General features: G+C 47.3%; 20 protein-coding genes. 17 read left to right on the forward strand and 3 right to left on the reverse strand.

What is annotated here, in order from left to right; all coding sequences use genetic code 11:
* Positions 1-165: 165 nt before the first annotated feature.
* The 9 genes from ACDZ28_RS10415 (at position 166) to ACDZ28_RS10455 (ending at position 10,101) form a co-directional block, all read left to right on the forward strand.
* Positions 166-1,086, forward strand: a complete 921-nt coding sequence (locus tag ACDZ28_RS10415) for an ABC transporter permease subunit (RefSeq protein ID WP_339288945.1) — start codon at positions 166-168, stop codon at positions 1,084-1,086.
* Between the two features lie 10 nt (positions 1,087-1,096).
* Complete coding sequence (locus tag ACDZ28_RS10420; protein WP_339288946.1) at positions 1,097-1,957, forward strand: carbohydrate ABC transporter permease; 861 nt, start codon at positions 1,097-1,099, stop codon at positions 1,955-1,957.
* 59 nt (positions 1,958-2,016) lie between these two features.
* Positions 2,017-3,639, forward strand: a complete 1,623-nt coding sequence (locus ACDZ28_RS10425; protein WP_339288948.1) for an extracellular solute-binding protein — start codon at positions 2,017-2,019, stop codon at positions 3,637-3,639.
* Positions 3,640-3,718: 79 nt separating this feature from the next.
* Entirely contained in the window at positions 3,719-5,674 is a 1,956-nt protein-coding gene (locus ACDZ28_RS10430; protein WP_375104597.1) for an alginate lyase family protein, read from the forward strand.
* Positions 5,675-5,782: 108 nt separating this feature from the next.
* Positions 5,783-6,856, forward strand: a complete 1,074-nt coding sequence (locus ACDZ28_RS10435) for a glycoside hydrolase family 88 protein (protein WP_375105334.1) — start codon at positions 5,783-5,785, stop codon at positions 6,854-6,856.
* A 55-nt stretch (positions 6,857-6,911) separates the two neighbouring features.
* Positions 6,912-7,127: a hypothetical protein gene (locus tag ACDZ28_RS10440; RefSeq protein WP_042123693.1), complete on the forward strand. Its 216-nt coding sequence runs from the start codon at positions 6,912-6,914 to the stop codon at positions 7,125-7,127.
* 20 nt (positions 7,128-7,147) lie between these two features.
* Positions 7,148-7,561, forward strand: a complete 414-nt coding sequence (locus ACDZ28_RS10445; RefSeq protein ID WP_042123695.1) for a GNAT family N-acetyltransferase — start codon at positions 7,148-7,150, stop codon at positions 7,559-7,561.
* 217 nt (positions 7,562-7,778) lie between these two features.
* Positions 7,779-8,411 carry an NAD(P)H-binding protein gene (locus tag ACDZ28_RS10450; protein WP_339291217.1) on the forward strand — a complete coding sequence of 211 codons (633 nt, stop codon included), beginning with the start codon at positions 7,779-7,781 and terminating at the stop codon, positions 8,409-8,411.
* Positions 8,412-8,457: 46 nt separating this feature from the next.
* Positions 8,458-10,101 (forward strand): NAD(P)H-hydrate dehydratase, encoded by a 1,644-nt coding sequence (locus tag ACDZ28_RS10455; RefSeq protein ID WP_375104598.1) that lies wholly within the window; start codon positions 8,458-8,460, stop codon positions 10,099-10,101.
* A gap of 7 nt (positions 10,102-10,108) precedes the next feature.
* Here ACDZ28_RS10455 and ACDZ28_RS10460 read toward each other — a convergent pair whose 3' ends face one another.
* Positions 10,109-10,564 (reverse strand): hypothetical protein, encoded by a 456-nt coding sequence (locus ACDZ28_RS10460; protein WP_052414434.1) that lies wholly within the window; start codon positions 10,562-10,564, stop codon positions 10,109-10,111.
* Positions 10,565-10,883: 319 nt separating this feature from the next.
* On the opposite strand from ACDZ28_RS10460, the gene ACDZ28_RS10465 reads away from it, so the two are divergent.
* The 4 genes from ACDZ28_RS10465 (at position 10,884) to sdaAA (ending at position 13,619) form a co-directional block, all read left to right on the forward strand.
* A complete protein-coding gene (locus tag ACDZ28_RS10465; protein WP_375104599.1) occupies positions 10,884-11,465 on the forward strand; it encodes a DUF4269 domain-containing protein in 582 nt (193 codons plus the stop codon).
* On the forward strand, positions 11,462-11,881 hold the full coding sequence (locus ACDZ28_RS10470) for a GNAT family N-acetyltransferase (protein ID WP_375104600.1): 420 nt from the start codon (positions 11,462-11,464) through the stop codon (positions 11,879-11,881). Before ACDZ28_RS10465 ends, ACDZ28_RS10470 begins: the two co-directional genes overlap by 4 nt.
* 152 nt (positions 11,882-12,033) lie before the next feature.
* The gene (gene sdaAB, locus ACDZ28_RS10475; protein WP_042123705.1) at positions 12,034-12,744 is read left to right on the forward strand and encodes an L-serine ammonia-lyase, iron-sulfur-dependent subunit beta; all 711 of its coding nucleotides are present in this window, start codon (positions 12,034-12,036) and stop codon (positions 12,742-12,744) included.
* Positions 12,741-13,619 (forward strand): L-serine ammonia-lyase, iron-sulfur-dependent, subunit alpha, encoded by an 879-nt coding sequence (gene sdaAA / locus ACDZ28_RS10480; RefSeq protein WP_042123707.1) that lies wholly within the window; start codon positions 12,741-12,743, stop codon positions 13,617-13,619. The genes sdaAB and sdaAA overlap by 4 nt, the downstream gene beginning before the upstream one ends.
* A gap of 32 nt (positions 13,620-13,651) precedes the next feature.
* Here sdaAA and ACDZ28_RS10485 read toward each other — a convergent pair whose 3' ends face one another.
* On the reverse strand, positions 13,652-13,954 hold the full coding sequence (locus ACDZ28_RS10485; RefSeq protein ID WP_042123708.1) for a hypothetical protein: 303 nt from the start codon (positions 13,952-13,954) through the stop codon (positions 13,652-13,654).
* 61 nt (positions 13,955-14,015) lie between these two features.
* Here ACDZ28_RS10485 and ACDZ28_RS10490 point away from each other — a divergent pair, with 61 nt between their 5' ends.
* Positions 14,016-14,213 carry a YwbE family protein gene (locus ACDZ28_RS10490; protein WP_042123710.1) on the forward strand — a complete coding sequence of 66 codons (198 nt, stop codon included), beginning with the start codon at positions 14,016-14,018 and terminating at the stop codon, positions 14,211-14,213.
* A gap of 102 nt (positions 14,214-14,315) precedes the next feature.
* Here the strand turns inward: ACDZ28_RS10490 and ACDZ28_RS10495 are convergent, their stop codons facing one another.
* Entirely contained in the window at positions 14,316-15,041 is a 726-nt protein-coding gene (locus ACDZ28_RS10495) for an HNH endonuclease (RefSeq protein WP_375104601.1), read from the reverse strand.
* A 367-nt stretch (positions 15,042-15,408) separates the two neighbouring features.
* On the opposite strand from ACDZ28_RS10495, the gene ACDZ28_RS10500 reads away from it, so the two are divergent.
* The 3 genes from ACDZ28_RS10500 (at position 15,409) to ACDZ28_RS10510 (ending at position 18,618) form a co-directional block, all read left to right on the forward strand.
* Complete coding sequence (locus ACDZ28_RS10500; protein ID WP_076116620.1) at positions 15,409-15,891, forward strand: hypothetical protein; 483 nt, start codon at positions 15,409-15,411, stop codon at positions 15,889-15,891.
* A gap of 52 nt (positions 15,892-15,943) precedes the next feature.
* Positions 15,944-16,957, forward strand: coding sequence for a LacI family DNA-binding transcriptional regulator (locus ACDZ28_RS10505; RefSeq protein ID WP_339288961.1), 1,014 nt, complete (start codon positions 15,944-15,946; stop codon positions 16,955-16,957).
* A gap of 323 nt (positions 16,958-17,280) precedes the next feature.
* Complete coding sequence (locus ACDZ28_RS10510; RefSeq protein WP_339288963.1) at positions 17,281-18,618, forward strand: glycoside hydrolase family 30 protein; 1,338 nt, start codon at positions 17,281-17,283, stop codon at positions 18,616-18,618.
* Positions 18,619-18,643: the final 25 nt, after the last annotated feature.

Here is an 18,643-nt window from a genome sequence, read left to right on the forward strand (position 1 = left end):
AAAAATGCACATTATAGGCCATGACATAAAGAGTTGGTGGTAGATGAAATAATGGTGATAGACAGCGCTTACATTCATTCCTATAGTTTAAATTGCAACGCTGACCTTTCAATTGGGAGCGCTCCTGAGGGGATCAGCTAAACATCGTTGCGAGAGGAGAAGAGAGTGCTGCTTAACTTTAAGGAAATAAAAACCAACCTGATCAGAGACCGTTATCTTTATCTACTCCTGATACCGTTTCTGGCTTGGTATATCATCTTTGCGTATAAGCCGATGTACGGTCTGCAAATCGCCTTTAAGGATTTCAGTGTATATAAAGGAATTGAAGCGAGTCCCTGGGTTGGATTTGAACACTTCGAGACCTTTTTTAAAAGTCCATATTTCTGGCGGCTATTAAAAAACACAGTATTGCTCAGTTTGTATCAATTGCTGTTCGCGTTTCCTGTGCCGATTATCCTCGCTTTGTTATTTAACGAATTGAAGAATGGGGTATTCAAAGCAACGGTGCAGACCTTCACGTATTTGCCCCATTTTATTTCGGTCGTTGTCGTAGCTGGGATTGTTACTAACTTTTTGGCTCCTAGCAACGGCATTGTCAATATCCTGATCGAAATGATGGGAGGAGAAAAACAATACTTTCTGACCAATCCCGATTATTTCCGTACGATTTTTATCGGGTCCATGGATATTTGGAAGGAAGCTGGATTTGGTACCATCATCTATATAGCTGCATTGTCCGGTGTCAATCCGGCTTTGTATGAAGCAGCGGTTATCGATGGAGCTAATAAATGGAAGCAAATGTGGCATATCACGCTTCCCGCCATCATTCCGACGATCTCAATCATGCTTGTCATGAAGGTGGGTTCTATGCTGGAAGTAGGCTATGAGGCGATCATTCTTCTGTATCAGCCAGCCACCTATGAGACGGCCGACGTTATTAACACCTATGTGTACCGGTCCGGTTTGCAGGATGCACGTTACGACCTGGCGACAGCGGTGGGACTGTTCAATGCCGTCGTTGGATTTATTCTCGTCGTATTTGCCAACAAGATGAGCAAGAAGTTAACGGAGACTGGATTATGGTAGGTGATGGAAGATGAAAAAAACCAGAGGCGAAAAGCTGTTTTATATCTTTAACTGTGTATTTCTTGGATTGATCGCTTTGCTCGCGTTGTACCCGTTTGTCTATGTCTTATCCGCATCCATCAGCTCCTCCCAAGCGGTCGTTACAGGCAAGGTGATCTTACTACCGCGCGATATTAACTTTGACTCCTATGCAAAGGTATTATCGGAAAAAGGGATTTGGATTGCCTATTTAAACACGTTTTATTACACCATATTCGGCGTAATCGTCAATTTAATTCTCACCATTTGCGGTGCCTATGCCCTGTCCAAGAAACGGGTTATGGGGCGCACGGCCATCAGCTTCTTTATTGCGCTGACGATGTGGTTCCAACCGGGCATGATTCCGATGTATCTCAATTTCCGAGATCTGAACATGCTTGACAACAGGTTTACGATAATTATTGGTTTCGCGATTACGACCTTCTATGTCTTCCTCATGAGAACGTTCTTTCAGAGTATTCCGGAGGAACTCGAGGAAGCGGCAAAGGTTGACGGAGCAAATGATCTGACGATCTTATGGAAGGTTTATCTGCCGCTGTCCAAAGCTTCTCTTGTGACGATCGGATTATTCTATGCGGTGCACCGTTGGAACGGCTATTTCTGGACGATGATTCTTCTGAGCGATGAGAGTAAGATACCGCTACAAGTTCTGTTAAAGAAACTCATCGTAGAAATGAACGTGAGCGACGAGATGGGGAATATGGCGGTATATTCTAAGGAAACGATCATTTATGCGACGATCATCGTCTCTATTATTCCGATTGTTGCAGCCTATCCCTTCATTCAGAAATATTTCGTCAAAGGCACCATGATCGGCTCGGTCAAAGGATAGTTGGCTGCTTAAATTTTTTTAATATGAAATCAAGAAACCAATAATTGGAGGTCGTGAATGTGGGTAACAAAAAATGGATGAAATCATCTGCAATAATCATGTTGACAGTCGGTATGCTGCTAGCCGGCTGTAGTAACAATAACGCTCCGCAAAATAGTGGAAGCGCGGCGAATGATTCAAAAGAGGCAGAGGCAAACCCTCTATCCGGGCATCTGATCGTTAAAGACCCGCTTGAACTGACGATCCACATGCACTACTCAGATAAGTTTATATTCGACGATAACTGGCCCGTCTTCAAAGAAGCAGAAGCCATGACCAATATTAAGTTGAAGGGAACCGCATCTAAAACCTCGACGAATAGCAAAGAACTGTTCAATACAATGATGGCATCCGGGAAAATTCCGGATCTGGTTCATCATCAAATTAAGGAGCAGTATGACAGTCTGGGGATTGAAGGGGCCTTTCTTGAGCTGGATGGATTGATCGAAAAGCATGCCCCGAACATTAAAAAGTTCTTTTCCGAACATCCAGATGCAGCCAAATATATGAAAGCCTACAACGGAAAAACGTATTTCCTTAACTTTACTCCGGATGGGCCGGCTGCTAAAGGCTGGTTTGTACGCCAGGATTGGTTGGATAAATTGGGACTTGAGCAACCGAAAACGGTAGATGAGCTGTACGCGCTATTGAAAGCATTCAAAGAAAAAGATCCGAACGGTAACGGAGTGAACGATGAAATTCCATACTTCAGCCGGACAAAGCTGGATGGGATTTATGATCTGCTGATCCAGTGGGGCGTGCGGGGCGGGGCCGATGCGGCCAAACGCGGATTTTACGCGGACAACGGTGTCGTGAAGTACGGCATGTATGAGCCAGGATATAAGACGGCCATTGAAAATATTGCGAAGTGGTATAAGGAAGGTTTAATCGATAAAGAAATCTTCACCCGCGGAGCGAAAGCGCGTGACATTTTGCTCGCAGACAATGTCGGTGGCATGACGCATGACTGGTTCGCCAGCACGGCTAATTTTAATGACATTCTTGCAGCTAAGATTCCGGGCTTCTCCTTTGTTCCGATGACGCCTCCAGCGAATACCGAGGGCAAAGTCGTCGAAGAGAGCTCCCGTAAAGAGACGCATGCGAGCGGATGGGGAATCTCAGCGGCAACCAAACATCCCGTCGAAGCGATCAAATATATGGATTTTTGGTTCTCCGAAGAGGGCCGGAGACTAATGAACTTTGGCATCGAAGGAAAGGATTACGACCTCGTGGACGGCAAGCCGAAGTTTAAAGATTCTGTATTGAAAAATAAAGAAAAGACAGTGATCCAACAGCTTCAGGAAGAGGGAGCACAGATCGAGCTGGCCTTTCATCAAGACTATGCTTACGAAGAGCAATGGACCAACGCGACTGCATTGAAAGGCATCAAGGAATACATTGACAATGGCTATATTATGGAGGCTTACCCGCCGATTGCGTATACGGATGAGGAACGGACCAAATTTGAGGAGTTAAATGCTGGCGTACTGACTTATGTGGAGGAGAAGCTTCAGAGATGGGTGCTTGGCGTGGAACCGATCAACGATGAGACATTCAGTAAGTATATCAAGGAATTGGAAGGATTAGGAATAAAGGATTTGCTTGCTTTAGAGCAAGGTGCATACGACCGTTACATGAAATAGCTGGAGTCGCTCCTTCCGGAGTCTTAATGATTTCGGAGGGGGCATTTCGAATTCGAAATAACATAATGGAGATGAATAAATGAATCTGCAATCATGGCTGAAAGAGCCGATGTCTACGACGGAGCTGTTAGCTAACTTGCGATCACGGCTTGAGCCGATGGACGAGAAAGCCGCCTATATCGCAGCACATATGCCTGATCATGTGCGCGAGACGATCACGAATGCCGAATTCGCCTATCAAGGAATGATCATGCTTCCCGGTACGGGGGGAGTCAGGGAATTTGTCGGGAATCCGCCCAGCTGGCTGGAGCGCAGACATAATGACAATGAATATTTATGGCAGCTGAATCGCATGAATCATTGGCAGGACTTACTGGAAGCTTACTCGCTTACCAAGGACGCGAAGTATGGACTCAAGGTCATCGACGAAATGCTGGACTGGATCGAAACGGTTACTATTCCTGAGGACTTGCTCGATAAGCCGATCGGCTATTTTACGGAATGCCATCCGCTGAGGGTTTTGGAGATTGGTATCCGGGGCTACAAAATTTGGCCGCTTGTCTTGGAGCATCTAGGCCGCTCGGAGCTGTTTACGGAGGCAGTATTAGAGCAGTATTTAACGGTCATTTACAAGCAAGTAAAAGCTTTGCGTAACGTGTCGCCTCAGCTGTGGCCTAAAGCGGATCATAACCATTATTTAATGGAGTGTTTGGGACTTCTGACGACTGCCCTTTACTTTCCCGAGCTGAAAGAAGCTGAGGAATGGAAGGCTTTTGCGATCGAGGGCATCGAAAAGTGCAGCATGGCGCAACTGACAGAGGACGGCGGTCAAATCGAGGGCTGCCCATCGTATCATAATGGCTGTATGTTCTGGTTTGGGCTGGCTGTGGTTCTGGCTAAGCGTTTCCAGTTTCAGTTCTCCCCAGCGTACATGGAACGGTTTAGAAAAAATCTGGATTACTCCATTTACTCGTTAAGACCAACCGGGAAATGTGTACCTGTAGGTGATTCCTATGCGAACCCGCTTGCTGTAATGTCCGGTGTCTATGGGTATTTTGCGTTGGATGATGTTTCTTGGCTGGGGCTAGCAACGAACTTGATCGATGTGACTGAGGTGGTACGGGAAGCAAGCAAGCATGTATGGAGAGCACTCGATGTCCGCCAATTCGTGGAAGAGCTGCATTCTCTGCAGGGCAGACAATTTGTATTAGATAAGCAGACGACATTCTGGAATCGTACGCTAGATCAAGCGATTATCCGCAGCGGCTGGGATTCAAAGGCTCTTAGCTTTTTGTTTATATGTAAAAGCCCAATACAGAATGCCCACGCCCATATCGATCTGATGAGCTTTGATTTTACGGCGCTTGGAAAAGACATGATTTGCGATCCCGGATTTTTTTGTTATCGGGATGATGAAGACCGCAAACAGTTTAAGAGCTCAAATTATCACTCCACACTGCTGATCGATGAGCGAGATCATTTCGAGTATATTTCTCCGTTTAAATTCGGGCCGCAAAAGCCCGGTGGAATCTACAATGTAGAAGATAGAGGCTTCTACCGGCTCGCCAGTGCTTGTCATACCAACTACGATCCGGTTGTTCATCACCGGCATATTTCGCTAGTGGATAATCGATTCGTGCTTATTGCCGATCGGGTAGAAGGGCTGAATGACCATAGCGTTCAGCGCTATTTCCATCTAGATTTTGTCGAGGTGGAAGAGAACAAGAACGGTGTGATCGCGACAAGTAATATTGCGAATCTCGCGATAGCGACAAGCCATACGGGAGAATTGAATCTCTTGAAGGGAAGATTATCCGATGAGACCGATCTCTCAAGGCCTTCGACAAGGGTCCGCTTTCAGGATAGGTACAGCGGTACTATGAATTTCATGACCGTGCTTATTCCTTTTCATGGGGTGCAACAGCCTGCCGTTCAGATTATTGAAGAAGAGGAAAGTGTATTCAGCTTCGAGCTTGGAGATCAGTACTTGGTTTCGATAAACGAAAGAAATATGCACATAAGCAAACGGGCTTGAAAAGGGGGGACCCTTAGAAAGTTAAAAATAGGAGTGAGCAGATTGTTGAACCTTCAGGCTGATGATCAAATTTGGGTAGATAATGTCATTTCTAAACTAACGGACAAAATGGACGCCGTATGTGAACGATCAAGAAGCAAAATTCCATATACGACAAGAAATGGCACGCACGACAATCAGATTGAAAAAGATATCAACTGGTGGACGAATGGATTTTGGGGCGGTATGATGTGGCTCATGCACCATGAAACCGGCGCTCAGAAGTACAAGGAAATCGCCAATTTCACGGAAGATGCATTGGATGCCTGCTTCCATCAATTCTACGGTCTGCATCATGATGTCGGATTTATGTGGTTGCCTACGAGCTTGGCCAATTATAAAGTTACCGGAAATCCGGAATCCCGTAAGAGGGCAATGCATGCCGCCAACTTACTTGCTGGACGATTTAATCTGGCAGGCGGATTTATCCGCGCTTGGAACGATGATACGGCCAGCGAAGATACAAGAGGGTGGGCGATCGTGGACTGCATGATGAATCTCCCGCTTCTCTATTGGGCGAGCGAAGAGACTAACGATCCGCGATATGCGCAAATCGCAATGAGGCATGCGGACACCGCTTTAGAAGCTTTTATCAGGCCGGACGGTTCCGTGAACCATATCGTGGAGTTTGATCCGTTCCATGGAGGAGTAGTCCGAACTTACGGCGGCCAAGGCTACGAGGATGGCTCGTCCTGGACACGTGGGCAGACCTGGGCTTTATACGGCTTTATGATCAGTTATACACATACGGGAAAGCCGGAGTATTTGCAGGCGGCCAAACGGGTGGCGCATTATTTTATGGCTAATATTCCGGATAACGGGGTTATTCCAGTCGATTTCCGGCAACCGAAGGAGCCCGCTTACGAAGACTCCACGGCAGCGGTGATCGCAGCTTGCGGACTGATCGAGATCACCCAAGTTGTTGGCGAGCACGAAAAGGAGGTCTACCTGAACGCTGCGCTGAAGCTCCTGAGAACAGTGGACGCTACTCGCTGCGACTGGACGACCGATTCCGATCATCTTTTAATGAACGGTTCAGCAGCGTATCATCATAAAGACATTCATGTTTCAATCATTTATGGCGATTATTATTTCATGGAAGCTGTGTTCAAGTTAAAGGGGAACGACTTGTTTTTGTGGTAGTGAAATGATATACCAGATGTGCTAATCAGATTAATGGGAGTAATTGCATAGTTTAATGAGAATCGTTGATTCCAAAAGCCGCCTTGCGTATGTGCTAGGCGGCTTTATTATTTTTGGACAGACATTCCGTTATTCCGAGAAACTGTTGTATGTTCAATATGGGAAGAGGGGTAAGCGTTACCTGAACTATGCTGATCCTTGCCTGTGTACCACAGAGTCGTATATAGTTGGAACAGCAATGCTGAACGGTGCTAAGCTTAGTGTATGTTAAAGAGCTAGGAGGAGAACGGTATGGGGACGACAGGAAAGCTGGATATACGTCATGAATGTCCTTCAGTGGAACAGTATTTAGCGCTGAGAAAAGAAGCTGGTCTGAGTGAAATGAGCGCGGAAGGGGCTGGGATAGGATTGCCTCGATCTATTTTCGCGGTTACCTTGTATGAGGAGAATACCTTGATCGGGATGGGCAGGGTGATTGGCGATGGGGGATGCTTTTTTCAGGTCACGGATATCGCGGTTAAGCCTTCACATCAAGGACGGGGTTTAGGCAAATTGATCATGGGGGAAATTAGGCAATTTCTTCATACTGTACCGGACAAGGCTTATGTAAGTCTGATTGCAGATGGGGAAGCCTCGAAATTGTATGCACAATATGGCTTTGAATCGGTCATGCCACGTTCTCAGGGAATGTTTTTGCGCCCTTAATGCGAGTACATGCTGTTCAGTAGAGAGTGCCCCTTGTGTTGGTTAAGGGGTTTTTCGTTTGGAAGTTAACTTATTGGGAATCTGATTTTAAATAACCCTCGTGGGATAAATAATGTTTAAAGGTTGTAAGGGAAAAGCTATTGAGACGAGTATTGAAAATACAAATAAGTAGGAAGGTCGTACAATGACCTTATCTAAACAAAGTGAGGAAAAACAGATGGATGTTGTAGTATTGGGTGCTTCAGGAACGATTGGAAAGGCGATTGTACAGGAGGCTTTAAAAAGAAAACATGAGGTAACCGCTGCGGTACGTAACCCAGAAACGTTCACTCTTGAACATGAACGTCTGCACATCACGACAGTAGATGTTCTAGATGCTGCTTCAGTTGCAGCTGCAGTCCGTGGACATGAAGAGGTCATTAGTGCTTACGGTCCAGCAGTCGGCCAAGAGAAGGATTTGATAACAGCAGCGAAGGCGATTGTAGGGGGAATGCAAGAAGCTGGGCTTAATCGATTGCTGGTTGTTGGTGGTGCGGGCAGTTTGAAGACAGAAACCGGAGAGCTGTTGATGGATACGGAAAAATTCCCTGCTGAGATTAGACCGTTGGCTGAGGCACATGTGGAAGCTTATGAAATCTATAAAAACACAGAGCTGGACTATACGTATGCCAGTCCTGCCGCGGAAGTTCAGTCAGGTCGACGTACAGGTCAATTTCGCATTGGACTCGACCGTCTCGTTTTTGATGAGAATGGCGAAAGCATGATTAGTGTGGAGGATTTTGCTGTAGCTATGGTAGACGAGCTGGAAGAGGGGAATTTTAGCCGGACGAGATTTACTGTAGCTTATTGATATCAAGCTAGTTGTGGATTGAAGTGTAGCGGAAAGGGGCCGAATCATGTATCTGGTAACTGCTGAGCAAATGCGGCAGCTGGATGGAGAAACGATCCAGCGGCTGGGGATTCCAGCGATTGCGCTGATGGAGAATGCGGGAAGAGTGATCGCAGAGGAGATTGTTGCGCTGTGCCGGCGGAGAGGTGGAGCGAGCTGCAGAAATGCAGCCGATGGAGAAGACGCCGGGCGGACGGATGCCGCGCTTCCCGTCGCGGCATTTCAGGTCAGCGCAGATCATGCGCTGACCCTGGACCATGCCGCCGACGAGCGATGGTTCATCCTCGTCGGCAAAGGCAACAACGGCGGCGATGGCATCGCCGCCGCACGGTACCTTTGCGAGACGGGCATTGCCGTCACGCTCGTCTATGCGGTGCCGCCGGAGTCGCTCTCCGGCGAGGCCGCCCTGCAGCGCGATGCGGCTGCAGCCATGGGCCTGCCTGCCGTGGTATACGGCAGGGACCGGCTGGACCTTGCCGAGTGCAGCGGCATCTTGGATGCGCTGCTCGGCACCGGCGCCGCGGGAGCCCCGCGCGGCGCCTATGCGGAGCTGATTGCCGCAGCGAACAGCAGCGGCAAAGTGATTGTGTCCGCGGACATCCCGAGTGGTCTGAACGCGGACACGGGTGAGACGCATGAGCCTTGCATTCATGCGTCGGTGACGGTATGCCTCGCGTTTCTCAAGCGAGGCCTCCTGCAGTACCCCGGCGCAGGCGCTGCGGGGCATGTGAAGGTCCGGGCCATCGGCATTCCGACTTCTCTGGCCTCAGAAAGCGGTGTGCAGGTTCACCTGCTGACACCGGAAGTGCTGCATGCCCATCTAGGCGTAGATATAGCCCGCCGGCGTTCGCCTGAGGGCCATAAGGGCACTTATGGGCATGTCCTTCTTGCCGCCGGCACCTTAAGAATGAGCGGTGCCGGACTGCTCTCTGCCCGTGCTGCGCTCCGGGCAGGCTGTGGGTTGGTGACATGGGCGCTTCCTCAGAAGCTGATGTCTGCTATCATCGGTTCTGCCCCTGAACTCATGCTGGCCGATGTTGGAGGCAATGAAGATGGAACCTGGAAAGCAGGGAGCGTTTCAGAGCTGCTGAAGCTAAGTAAAGAGCGAGATGTTCTTGCCGTTGGTCCCGGTCTTGGTCGATTTGAGGCCGATACAGAATGGCTTCGCAATCTCTGGGAAGGAACGGATTGTCCTCTGGTGATCGATGCCGATGCCTTGAACATATTAGCTGAAGCTGATTACAAGAGCTGGGCAAGTAGACGCCATCCCGTGATTCTGACGCCTCATCCAGGTGAGATGGCTCGCCTTGCTAGTATAACAACAGCTGAGGTGCAACGGGACCGCATCAGACTGGCTACAGGTTATGCGAAAGAGCATGGGATTACACTCGTATTAAAAGGAACACATACGGTTATAGCAACGCCAGAAGGGCAAGCTTATGTAAACACCACAGGCCATCCCGGCATGGGCACTGGTGGAGCCGGTGATGTGCTAACGGGCATCATTTCCAGCCTGCTGGCTCAGGGACTGAATGAGACACAGGCAGCAGCTTTTGGTGTATATTTACACGGATTAGCAGGGGAGAGAGCTGCCCGTCAGCGCAATAATCCAGCGGCTATCATTGCCGGTGATATCATAGAAGCACTCTGAGTGCAGCTTATAACAGCAGTAAGCAGAGCAGCGGTAGAAATAGTGCAAATACAGGCAGTAGCAGAGGGGAGCGCTCCACACCCAGTTGCGTCACCCGTAGCAGCAACAGTCCCAAAATTCCTGCAAAACCCCATAGCAGTAGATCTGCACCTTGTTCTGCTGCTAGCCATAGACCTGCACCGAAACCTGCGGCAACGTATACAACAAGGGAAACGATGTGGGATGTGGAGCGTAGGAGGCGCAGCAGAACATCGGCTACTAGTGCTGCTGGCAGTCCATAAGCGTAAATCGCATATGGGATTGAAAGAGGCCAACCCTCAGGTACGCCGTTATGTTGTGGAAACCCAAGCATAAGTAAGGAGATAAGGACGTACGTTAGCCCTGCGCAGGCTAATTTTGTTAAGGCATACATGCCACTTGTTAAACGGACAGAAGGAATATCATAATCGGGCATCTTATTCATAGGTATACATTCCTCTCATGGTGTGTTGTGTATCAGCTTGTACCCATGTCTTCACCGTTGACATGAATACACGTCGGCGGGGATTCATTTGATTTTCTAGACTTGGCTGGCGGCTTTGGTGCTGTGTGGGGAAAATGACGGGCTGGTCCTTACATCCTGTTCGTTCCCCATAATAGGGGTAGGTGGGATTCATTTTTCTAATACACTCCTCCTTGCCTTCTATCCTCCGTATATTTCTATGCTTGCGCCCAGAAAAGCGTGCGCTGTCTTTAATACATATGCGTTTATAAACCCGAGTCGGAGGAGGCGCTTGTCCAAAGTGAATGATTGGCGAAAAATCGATGATTTGAATCGTGGAACCGCGGTTCAGAAAGAGGTCTATAACCTTCTTACAGAGCTGGATATTATGAATTTACTAACGGACTATAATCCCTTGTTGGTTGGGACAATACCGCTTGGAATTCAAGTGGAGGGCAGCGATTTGGATATCATTTGCGAGGTTCATGATTCTGCGAAGTTTAAGGCGCTAGTTGTTCGATATTTTGGAGCCATGGAGGGGTTTGTTAGCGAATCGCGGGTGGTTCAAGGCATACCTCGAACGAAAATTAACTTTATGGCAAAGGGCTGGCCTATAGAACTGTTTGGACAGCCGAGGCGAACGGAGCTCCAGAATGGTTATTTGCATATGATCGTTGAAGCTGAAATTCTAGCTCAAATGGATGATGCTTTTCGCAAACAAATCATTTTTTTAAAGACAAGTGGATGGAAGACAGAGCCTGCCTTTGCGAAAGCTCTGGGATTAGTGGGAGATCCTTACGAAGCGCTGCTGGAGCTGGAAAAGCTTCCTCGAAGTGCTCTTCATGCTTTATGCCGTTCTGTACAAGCGAGGGGACAAGTATGATTTATAGAGAAATGGTTGCGGATGATTATGAAGCTGCTTATCAGCTGTGGGAGCATGCAGAGGGGATGGGACTTAGCGAAGCGGATTCAAAGCCGGAAATTCTGCGTTATCTGGCGCATAACCGAGGCTTTAGCCAGATTTGTGAGAATGAAGATGGCCAGATGGTAGGTACGGCATTATGCGGGCATGATGGGCGAAGAGGCTACATGTATCATGTTGCAGTTCATAATGACTGCCGGGGGATGGGTGTTGGTCGTAAGCTTGTGACTCGCTGTCTTGAGAATCTCCGTACAGCCGGTATTGCCAAATGTCACCTGATGGTTATTGGAACCAACGAACAAGGAAGAGGGTTCTGGGAAGGGATGGGCTGGCAGTATAGAAGTGGAATTATGCTGTACTCCCAGGATATCTTGTGATACTCAGGGCATGAAATAGAAATACTAGCCTTTGAATAAGCAATGTTAGGCATTGTATATCACAGCAAATGTCACGGTGAACTCCGACAGCTAGTGCAGTATACTATATAGGAGTACGATAATTGCCTATTCTTGCAGGCAGGAGGTCTTTTATGCGTTTTAAGGATGTATTTTCAATTATTGGTCCGGCAATGGTCGGTCCCTCAAGCTCACATACCGCTGGAGCGGCACGGATCGGGAGGGCTGCAAGGCAGGTGTTAGGAGAAGTACCGCGTGTAGCCGAGGTAACATTTTTCGGTTCTTTTGCAGCAACTTATCAGGGACATGGTACAGATCGAGCGATTGTTGGAGGGTTACTTGATTTCACTACCGACGATCATAGGCTTCCAGATTCCCTAGAACTGGCGGTTGAAGCAGGGATGGAAGTTTCTTTTAAACAGGGAACAGGCCTGTTTCCACATCCCAACACAGTTAAGCTGAACCTTATCGGACAAGAAACAGGAAGCAAACTGACACTAATAGGGACATCTATTGGTGGCGGGAACATCGAGATTGTCGATATCGACGGTTTTGGGGTGAAGCTTACAGGGATCTATCCAACGGTTCTGATTAATCATATGGATTATTTAGGTGTTCTGGCGAGTGTTACGGAAGTGATGCGTAACGGACAGTTTAATATAGGGCATATGTCTCTGGACCGAAAAAATCGCAGTGGGGCAGCCTTAACGGTCCTGGAGCTGGATGAAGCAGCTACACCGGAGCTTATTGAAGCGCTTAAAGCGCTCACTGCTGTGAAATCGGTGAAGTTGGTTAATCTAAACGAAGGTAAGCAAGAAGAGAAGGGGAAGGAAAGTTTAACATGAATTTTCAAACACTTAGTGAGCTGGCTGTATTGTGTGAGGAACGGGGTCTCACCATTGGAGCGCTAATGCTCGAAGAGCAAAGCGCGGAATCTGGACGTTCCAGTGAACATGAATTCTCCACGATGCGTGAATATTATGGTGTGATGAAAGAGGCTGTTCATCGCGGGATGCATGAAGATACAACTTCACGCAGCGGTCTTACAGGCATGGATGCCCAGCGTGTAGGCGCATATAATGCAGCTGATGAGCCGTGCCTAGGCGGACCCGCAGGTCAAGCTATGGCTTACGCGCTGGCTGTATCTGAAGTGAATGCCTCTATGGGGCGGATCATTGCAACCCCTACTGCTGGTTCATGCGGGATTATTCCGGGTGTATTTCTCAGCTGTCAGGAGCGGTTTGGCTGGGATGATGATTATATGGTATCCGGATTGTTCGCGGCCGGGGCTATCGGTTATGTCATTGCCAATAATTCGTTTGTATCGGGCGCGGAAGGTGGCTGTCAAGCTGAGGTTGGTTCTGCTATTGGGATGGCGGCAGGCGCTTTAACCGAGCTACGCGGCGGAACGCCTGCACAAGCAGTGCATGCTGTCGGGCTAGCACTTAAGAATACCTTAGGTCTGATTTGTGATCCGGTTGGTGGACTTGTAGAGATTCCTTGTATTGTTAGAAACGGATTCGGTGCAGTTACCGCACTTGCCGCCGCAGATATGGCATTAGCGGGTGTTCGTAGTGTGATCCCATCTGATGAAGTCATCAAGGTCATGCTTGAGGTGGGCTCAGCAATGCCAGAGAAACATCGTGAAACTGCGGGAGGCGGTTTAGCACAGACACCTACCGGTCGTAAAATCATGCAGGATTTACGCAAAAAGAAGTAATCTATAAACCTTGAATCACAATTCTTCGTAGATTAGAGCATTTTGAAACGTTCCAGCTGATCCCATTGCCCTTCTTGCCGAAGGATTTCTGCCTGTCTAGGTCCAATGAGGTCAAAGTGGGGAAACGATGAACGATTATGAATATATTGGGCAGGCAATCCATTCTTCTCGCACCAATGTTTCAGTGTGGTAAGATTACTGCAGCCCACCTTGGTCACAGTAGTGATGTCAGGAAAGCGCGGATCCAGCCAATAATGAGTCAAGAAGGCGATCTCTCCTGCGGAGACCGCTTTTTTCCACCGGGATAATTCTTCTCTGTTGATGCCGAAGGCCATAACAGCTCCTCCTTATCTATTGTAGTTGACAACATTATAACCCATGAAAGGGGATTACATCATGAACGGACAAGTACGAGCGGATATTCGACCTGGGCTTGAAGTGGATATTGTGCTTAAGCAGGATCAGCCTACAGGCAAGCTGACACGCGGTACGGTAAAAGATATTCTCACGAACTCGCCTCGGCATCCGCATGGCATTAAGGTCAGATTAACAAGCGGACAGGTAGGACGAGTTAAGAATATTACAGGGAACTAAATAGCCTATACTTCTCCATATTAATAAGCGGCCCTAATCTCAAGGCATCTGTTCACGGGAACAGAACAGCCTTCAGAGATTAGGGCTTTTTGATTTAAGAGGTTATATTCGGCCCATAAAATCCTCAACAGATTTATCGGCTTTGGTCTGATTACACAACGTGCAAGCGCAGACGCAATTATCCGGGGTTGTATGGCCGCCTTTAGCGCGAGGTAGTAAATGATCAATAGTATCCCCATAAGCGCCGCAGAAGTAACAGGTATAGCTATCTCTAGCTAGGATATAAGCGCGAAAATCCTTATTGCTATACAACCGCCTTATGGTTCGACGATTCACAACGATAGCGGCATGTTCCCTGACTAGCGTAACCGCAAGGGCTAGATCGATTTCCTGATGCCAGCGCCGTCCCTTATCGCTATGGCCACGCATTATGATCATCCCTTTAGCAGTGGGAATCAATTGGGTCGGATCTTCAGGATTTATCTTCGCACCTTGAGAAGGTGTATGTTTTCTTCGCTGCTCCAAACCACGTACGCGGCGGTTCGGATTGGATTGTCCTGAAGAAGCAGCGGCGGAAGATGGTTTCCCCTCTTTGGAGCGTTCCAATAGAGCCTGCTGATGGGTTTGGACCATATCAGGTTTTACCAGTAAGGGGTTTGCTGTGAGCTTTATATTTAGTGCTTCCCGTTGTTTACGACATTCACGGCAGGCACCACGGCGTGACTGCCCCTTGGAACGTTTGCCTGTACGTCTGCGAAACTCAGAGAGTGGCTTTTGTTTGTGGCAATAAGCACACTGTTTGGTAGATAGAAGGTCGGTATCATTCATAGGTATGTTAGGTGCAGCGCGTGTGTACGCATGTCCTGTCTCCTTGTTTTATAAGTTTCACACCATACTTTATGTCTTGAATTTCTCGCTTAAACACTTAGCGTCCTTATAAGGACGTCGGAGGCGTTCATGCTTAGGATTCGATGGCTTCTATTTATGAGATCGGTCAGGTGCAATATATTAGCTTCTAAACTTAGTATAACTTAAAGCGCTGTTGTTCACATCGTACGTAAAAAAATCAAAAACTCAGCGAAGTTTGTGATATGCATCTCGGTGAAATACAGGGAAAACTTGTAAAATATAAAAAGGGCAGATTCGTTTTCTAGATAGGGTTGCTCTAATTCTTATTTGGAAATGGGGAAGTGAAATGGAATTAACGAATGGAAGGCCGGGTACAGTAACATGGCTTTATATTCTTCTTATTTTTTTGGGGGTTGGAGCGTTAGGAGGGGGCGGTGCTCTTGTAATAGATCCAAGCGGGGATCTAATCAAAATGCCGACTTCTATGCTGGAAAGATCGCCATTCTCAGATTTTTTATTCCCGGGTATTCTGCTATTTATCGTATTTGGTTTACTGCCCCTCCTCGTTGTTTATGGTCTGATCAAGAGACCTCAGTGGCACTTGGTGGAATTATTAAATCCTTTTAAGAAATTATATAGCTTCTGGGCTATGTCTCTGTATATCGGGTTTGGGCAAATTATTTGGATAACGGTGCAGACGTACATGCTGAATAGTGTTGCAATTATACATTTGATCTATATGAGTCTAGGGCTGTTGATTCAGGCGGTTACACTACTCCCCTCTGTACAAAGTTACTTTTCGCTGGACGGCGGTACGGAAAGACGTTAAAATTGCAGTGAACATAAGGCATTTCATTTGTCAGGGCAAGGAGCGAGCCGATTTGACAACGATATACGATATTGCTAAAAGAACCGGTTACTCTCCAACAACGGTTTCTAAGGCGTTTAATAATTATTCCGATGTACGGGAGAAAACTCGTCAGGAAATATTCCGGGTTGCCCAAGAAATGGGATATTTGCCAAATTCACATGCCCGTACATTGACCACTAAGAAATCGTGGACCATCGGCGTGCTATTCGTAGAGAATACGGGATTTGGTATTCGCCATCCCTTTTTCAGCGCTGTGATCGAGAGCTTTAAGAAGGTTGCCGTGGAAAAGGGTTATGCCCTCATGTTTATCTCCAAAGATGTCGGCGGTAAGCAAAGTGGTTATTTAGAGAATTGCAGGATTCGTGGCGTAGACGGCGTTGTTGTCTTCTTGTCCGATTATGAGGATCCGTATTTCCGTGAACTGCTTGAGAGTGATATTCCTACGGTTATCGTGGATTTTGATACCTCTGAGACACATACGGTATGCTCAGACAATACAGTCGGGGCACAGCTGGCGGTGGAGTATCTAGCTTCATTGGGGCATCGCAAGATTGCTCATATTTCTGGTGGCACGAACACATTTCCAGGAAAAATGCGGGAGCTGGGATATATGTCCGCTATGAAGCAGCGAGGGTTTAAAGTACCCAAGACCTATGTTGTAAACGGAGCCTTTTATTCTCGGGAAAGCGGCTATAACGCGATGTTGGAGCTTCTTAAGCTCCCTGAACGTCCAACCGCGGTCTTTGCTTCAGGCGACTTATTAGCCTTAGGAGCTATTATGGCTGCTAAAGATAGTGGACTTTCCGTACCGATGGATATTTCAGTTATGGGTTATGATGACATCGATCTTGCCGAGTATGTCACACCTGCACTGACAACGGTGCGTCAGGATACAGAACTTCTTGGGAGCCGTGCGGCTGACATTCTTTTAGCTTCAATTGAAGGCAAAGTGTTAGATAAGGAAGCGATTATAGTTCCGGTGGAAGTGGTTGAACGGGAGTCTTGTTCACCTCCGATTAGCTGAATTTAGCTAGTATTAAAATCAGGATAAATCTTGACGAACTGAAAAGAGTCCTGCTAAAGTAAAGGACATCATAGCTTTTATTTTCCTAGTTAGTGGTATTTGATACATCTAATTTAGTGGGATGGAGCTATAATCGAATCATTGAAATAAAAATGCTCTTTCAATTGCTTTCGAAAGATCATTTTTTTTCGAAACAATCGAAACCGGTTTCGATTGTTTCGGTGGCTCATTGCTCCGAATCTATAACATCGGAAAATGATCCAGTAAAGGGCGTCGAAGACGTTTATGCTTGGTAAGAAAACAATTCAGAGGAGATGGATGAAATGGCAAAAGTTCAAACTGTGGTAACTGCAAAAGATACAGGGGAACGCTTAACTCCAAAAGATGCAATTGTTTTTAGCGCAAGAGTAGGATCTGGGTCTGCCGATGTGGAGCTTAAGCCAGAGCAGGAGTTTCAAAAGATGATTGGATTTGGCGGCGCTTTCACTGAAGCTGCAGCCTATACGTTATCACGCCTGAGCCCGGAGAAACGGGCAGAGGTTATTCATCGGTACTTCCACCCTGTAGAGGGATTAGGCTATAACATGGGGCGTGTTCATATTCATAGCTGTGATTTTGCCCTCGGAAATTATACGTATGTTGCTGATCATGATACAGAGCTAGCTACTTTTGATATCTCTCGTGATCATAAGTGGGTACTTCCGCTGATAAAAGACGCCATGGAAGTAAGAGGCGGCGCATTCACGATGCTGGCTTCTCCTTGGAGCCCTCCGGCATGGATGAAAACAAATGGTGAAATGAATAACGGTGGATCATTGAAGCCGGAATACGCAGAGGTTTGGGCACGCTACTATACGAAGTTCATTGAAGCTTACGGAAAAGAGGGAGTGCCAATTTGGGCGGTTTCCGTGCAGAATGAGCCGGCTGCCGTTCAAGTCTGGGATTCATGTATTTATAGTGCGGAAGAGGAACGGGATTTTGTTAAAAATTATCTTGGACCGGTGATGCATCAGACAGGCCATTCAGATGTGAACATCGTAATTTGGGATCATAACCGCGATATTATGGTCGAACGTGCTTCGGCAGTACTATCTGATCCTGACGCAGCAAAGTATGTGTGGGGGACCGGTATTCACTGGTACGGAGGCGAGGAGTTCGACAAGGTCGAAAAGGTACATGATTTATTTCCTGACAAGCATCTGTTGTTCACAGAAGGCTGCCAAGAGGGCGGCGTTAAGCTGGGGGAATGGTTTACTGGTGAACGTTACGGCAGAAACATGATTGGAGATCTAAATGCGTGGACAGAAGGATACCTGGATTGGAACCTGGTACTGGATGAGACGGGAGGTCCCAACCATGTAGGCAATCTCTGCGATGCACCGATCATTGCAGATACGACAACAGATGAAGTGCACTATAACAGCTCTTATTATTACATTGGGCATTTCAGTAAATTCATTGCGCCAGGTGCAGTACGGATCGGATTTACGTCTGAAGCAGAAGGCATCTTAACCACAGCATTCCGTAATCCTGACGGAAGCATTGCTGTTGTACTGATGAATGAAAGCGAAGAAGTACACAATGTAACGTTAGGTCTAGGCGAAGAGATTGCGAGCTGCGAGCTAGCGCCGCATTCCATCGTAACGCATTTGATTTCATAAATAATCTACAACCTAGGAGGTCATA

Origin of the sequence: Paenibacillus sp. RS8, assembly GCF_041956825.1 — a bacterium.
In the GTDB taxonomy this organism is placed as follows: Bacteria; Bacillota; Bacilli; order Paenibacillales; family Paenibacillaceae; genus Paenibacillus_AQ.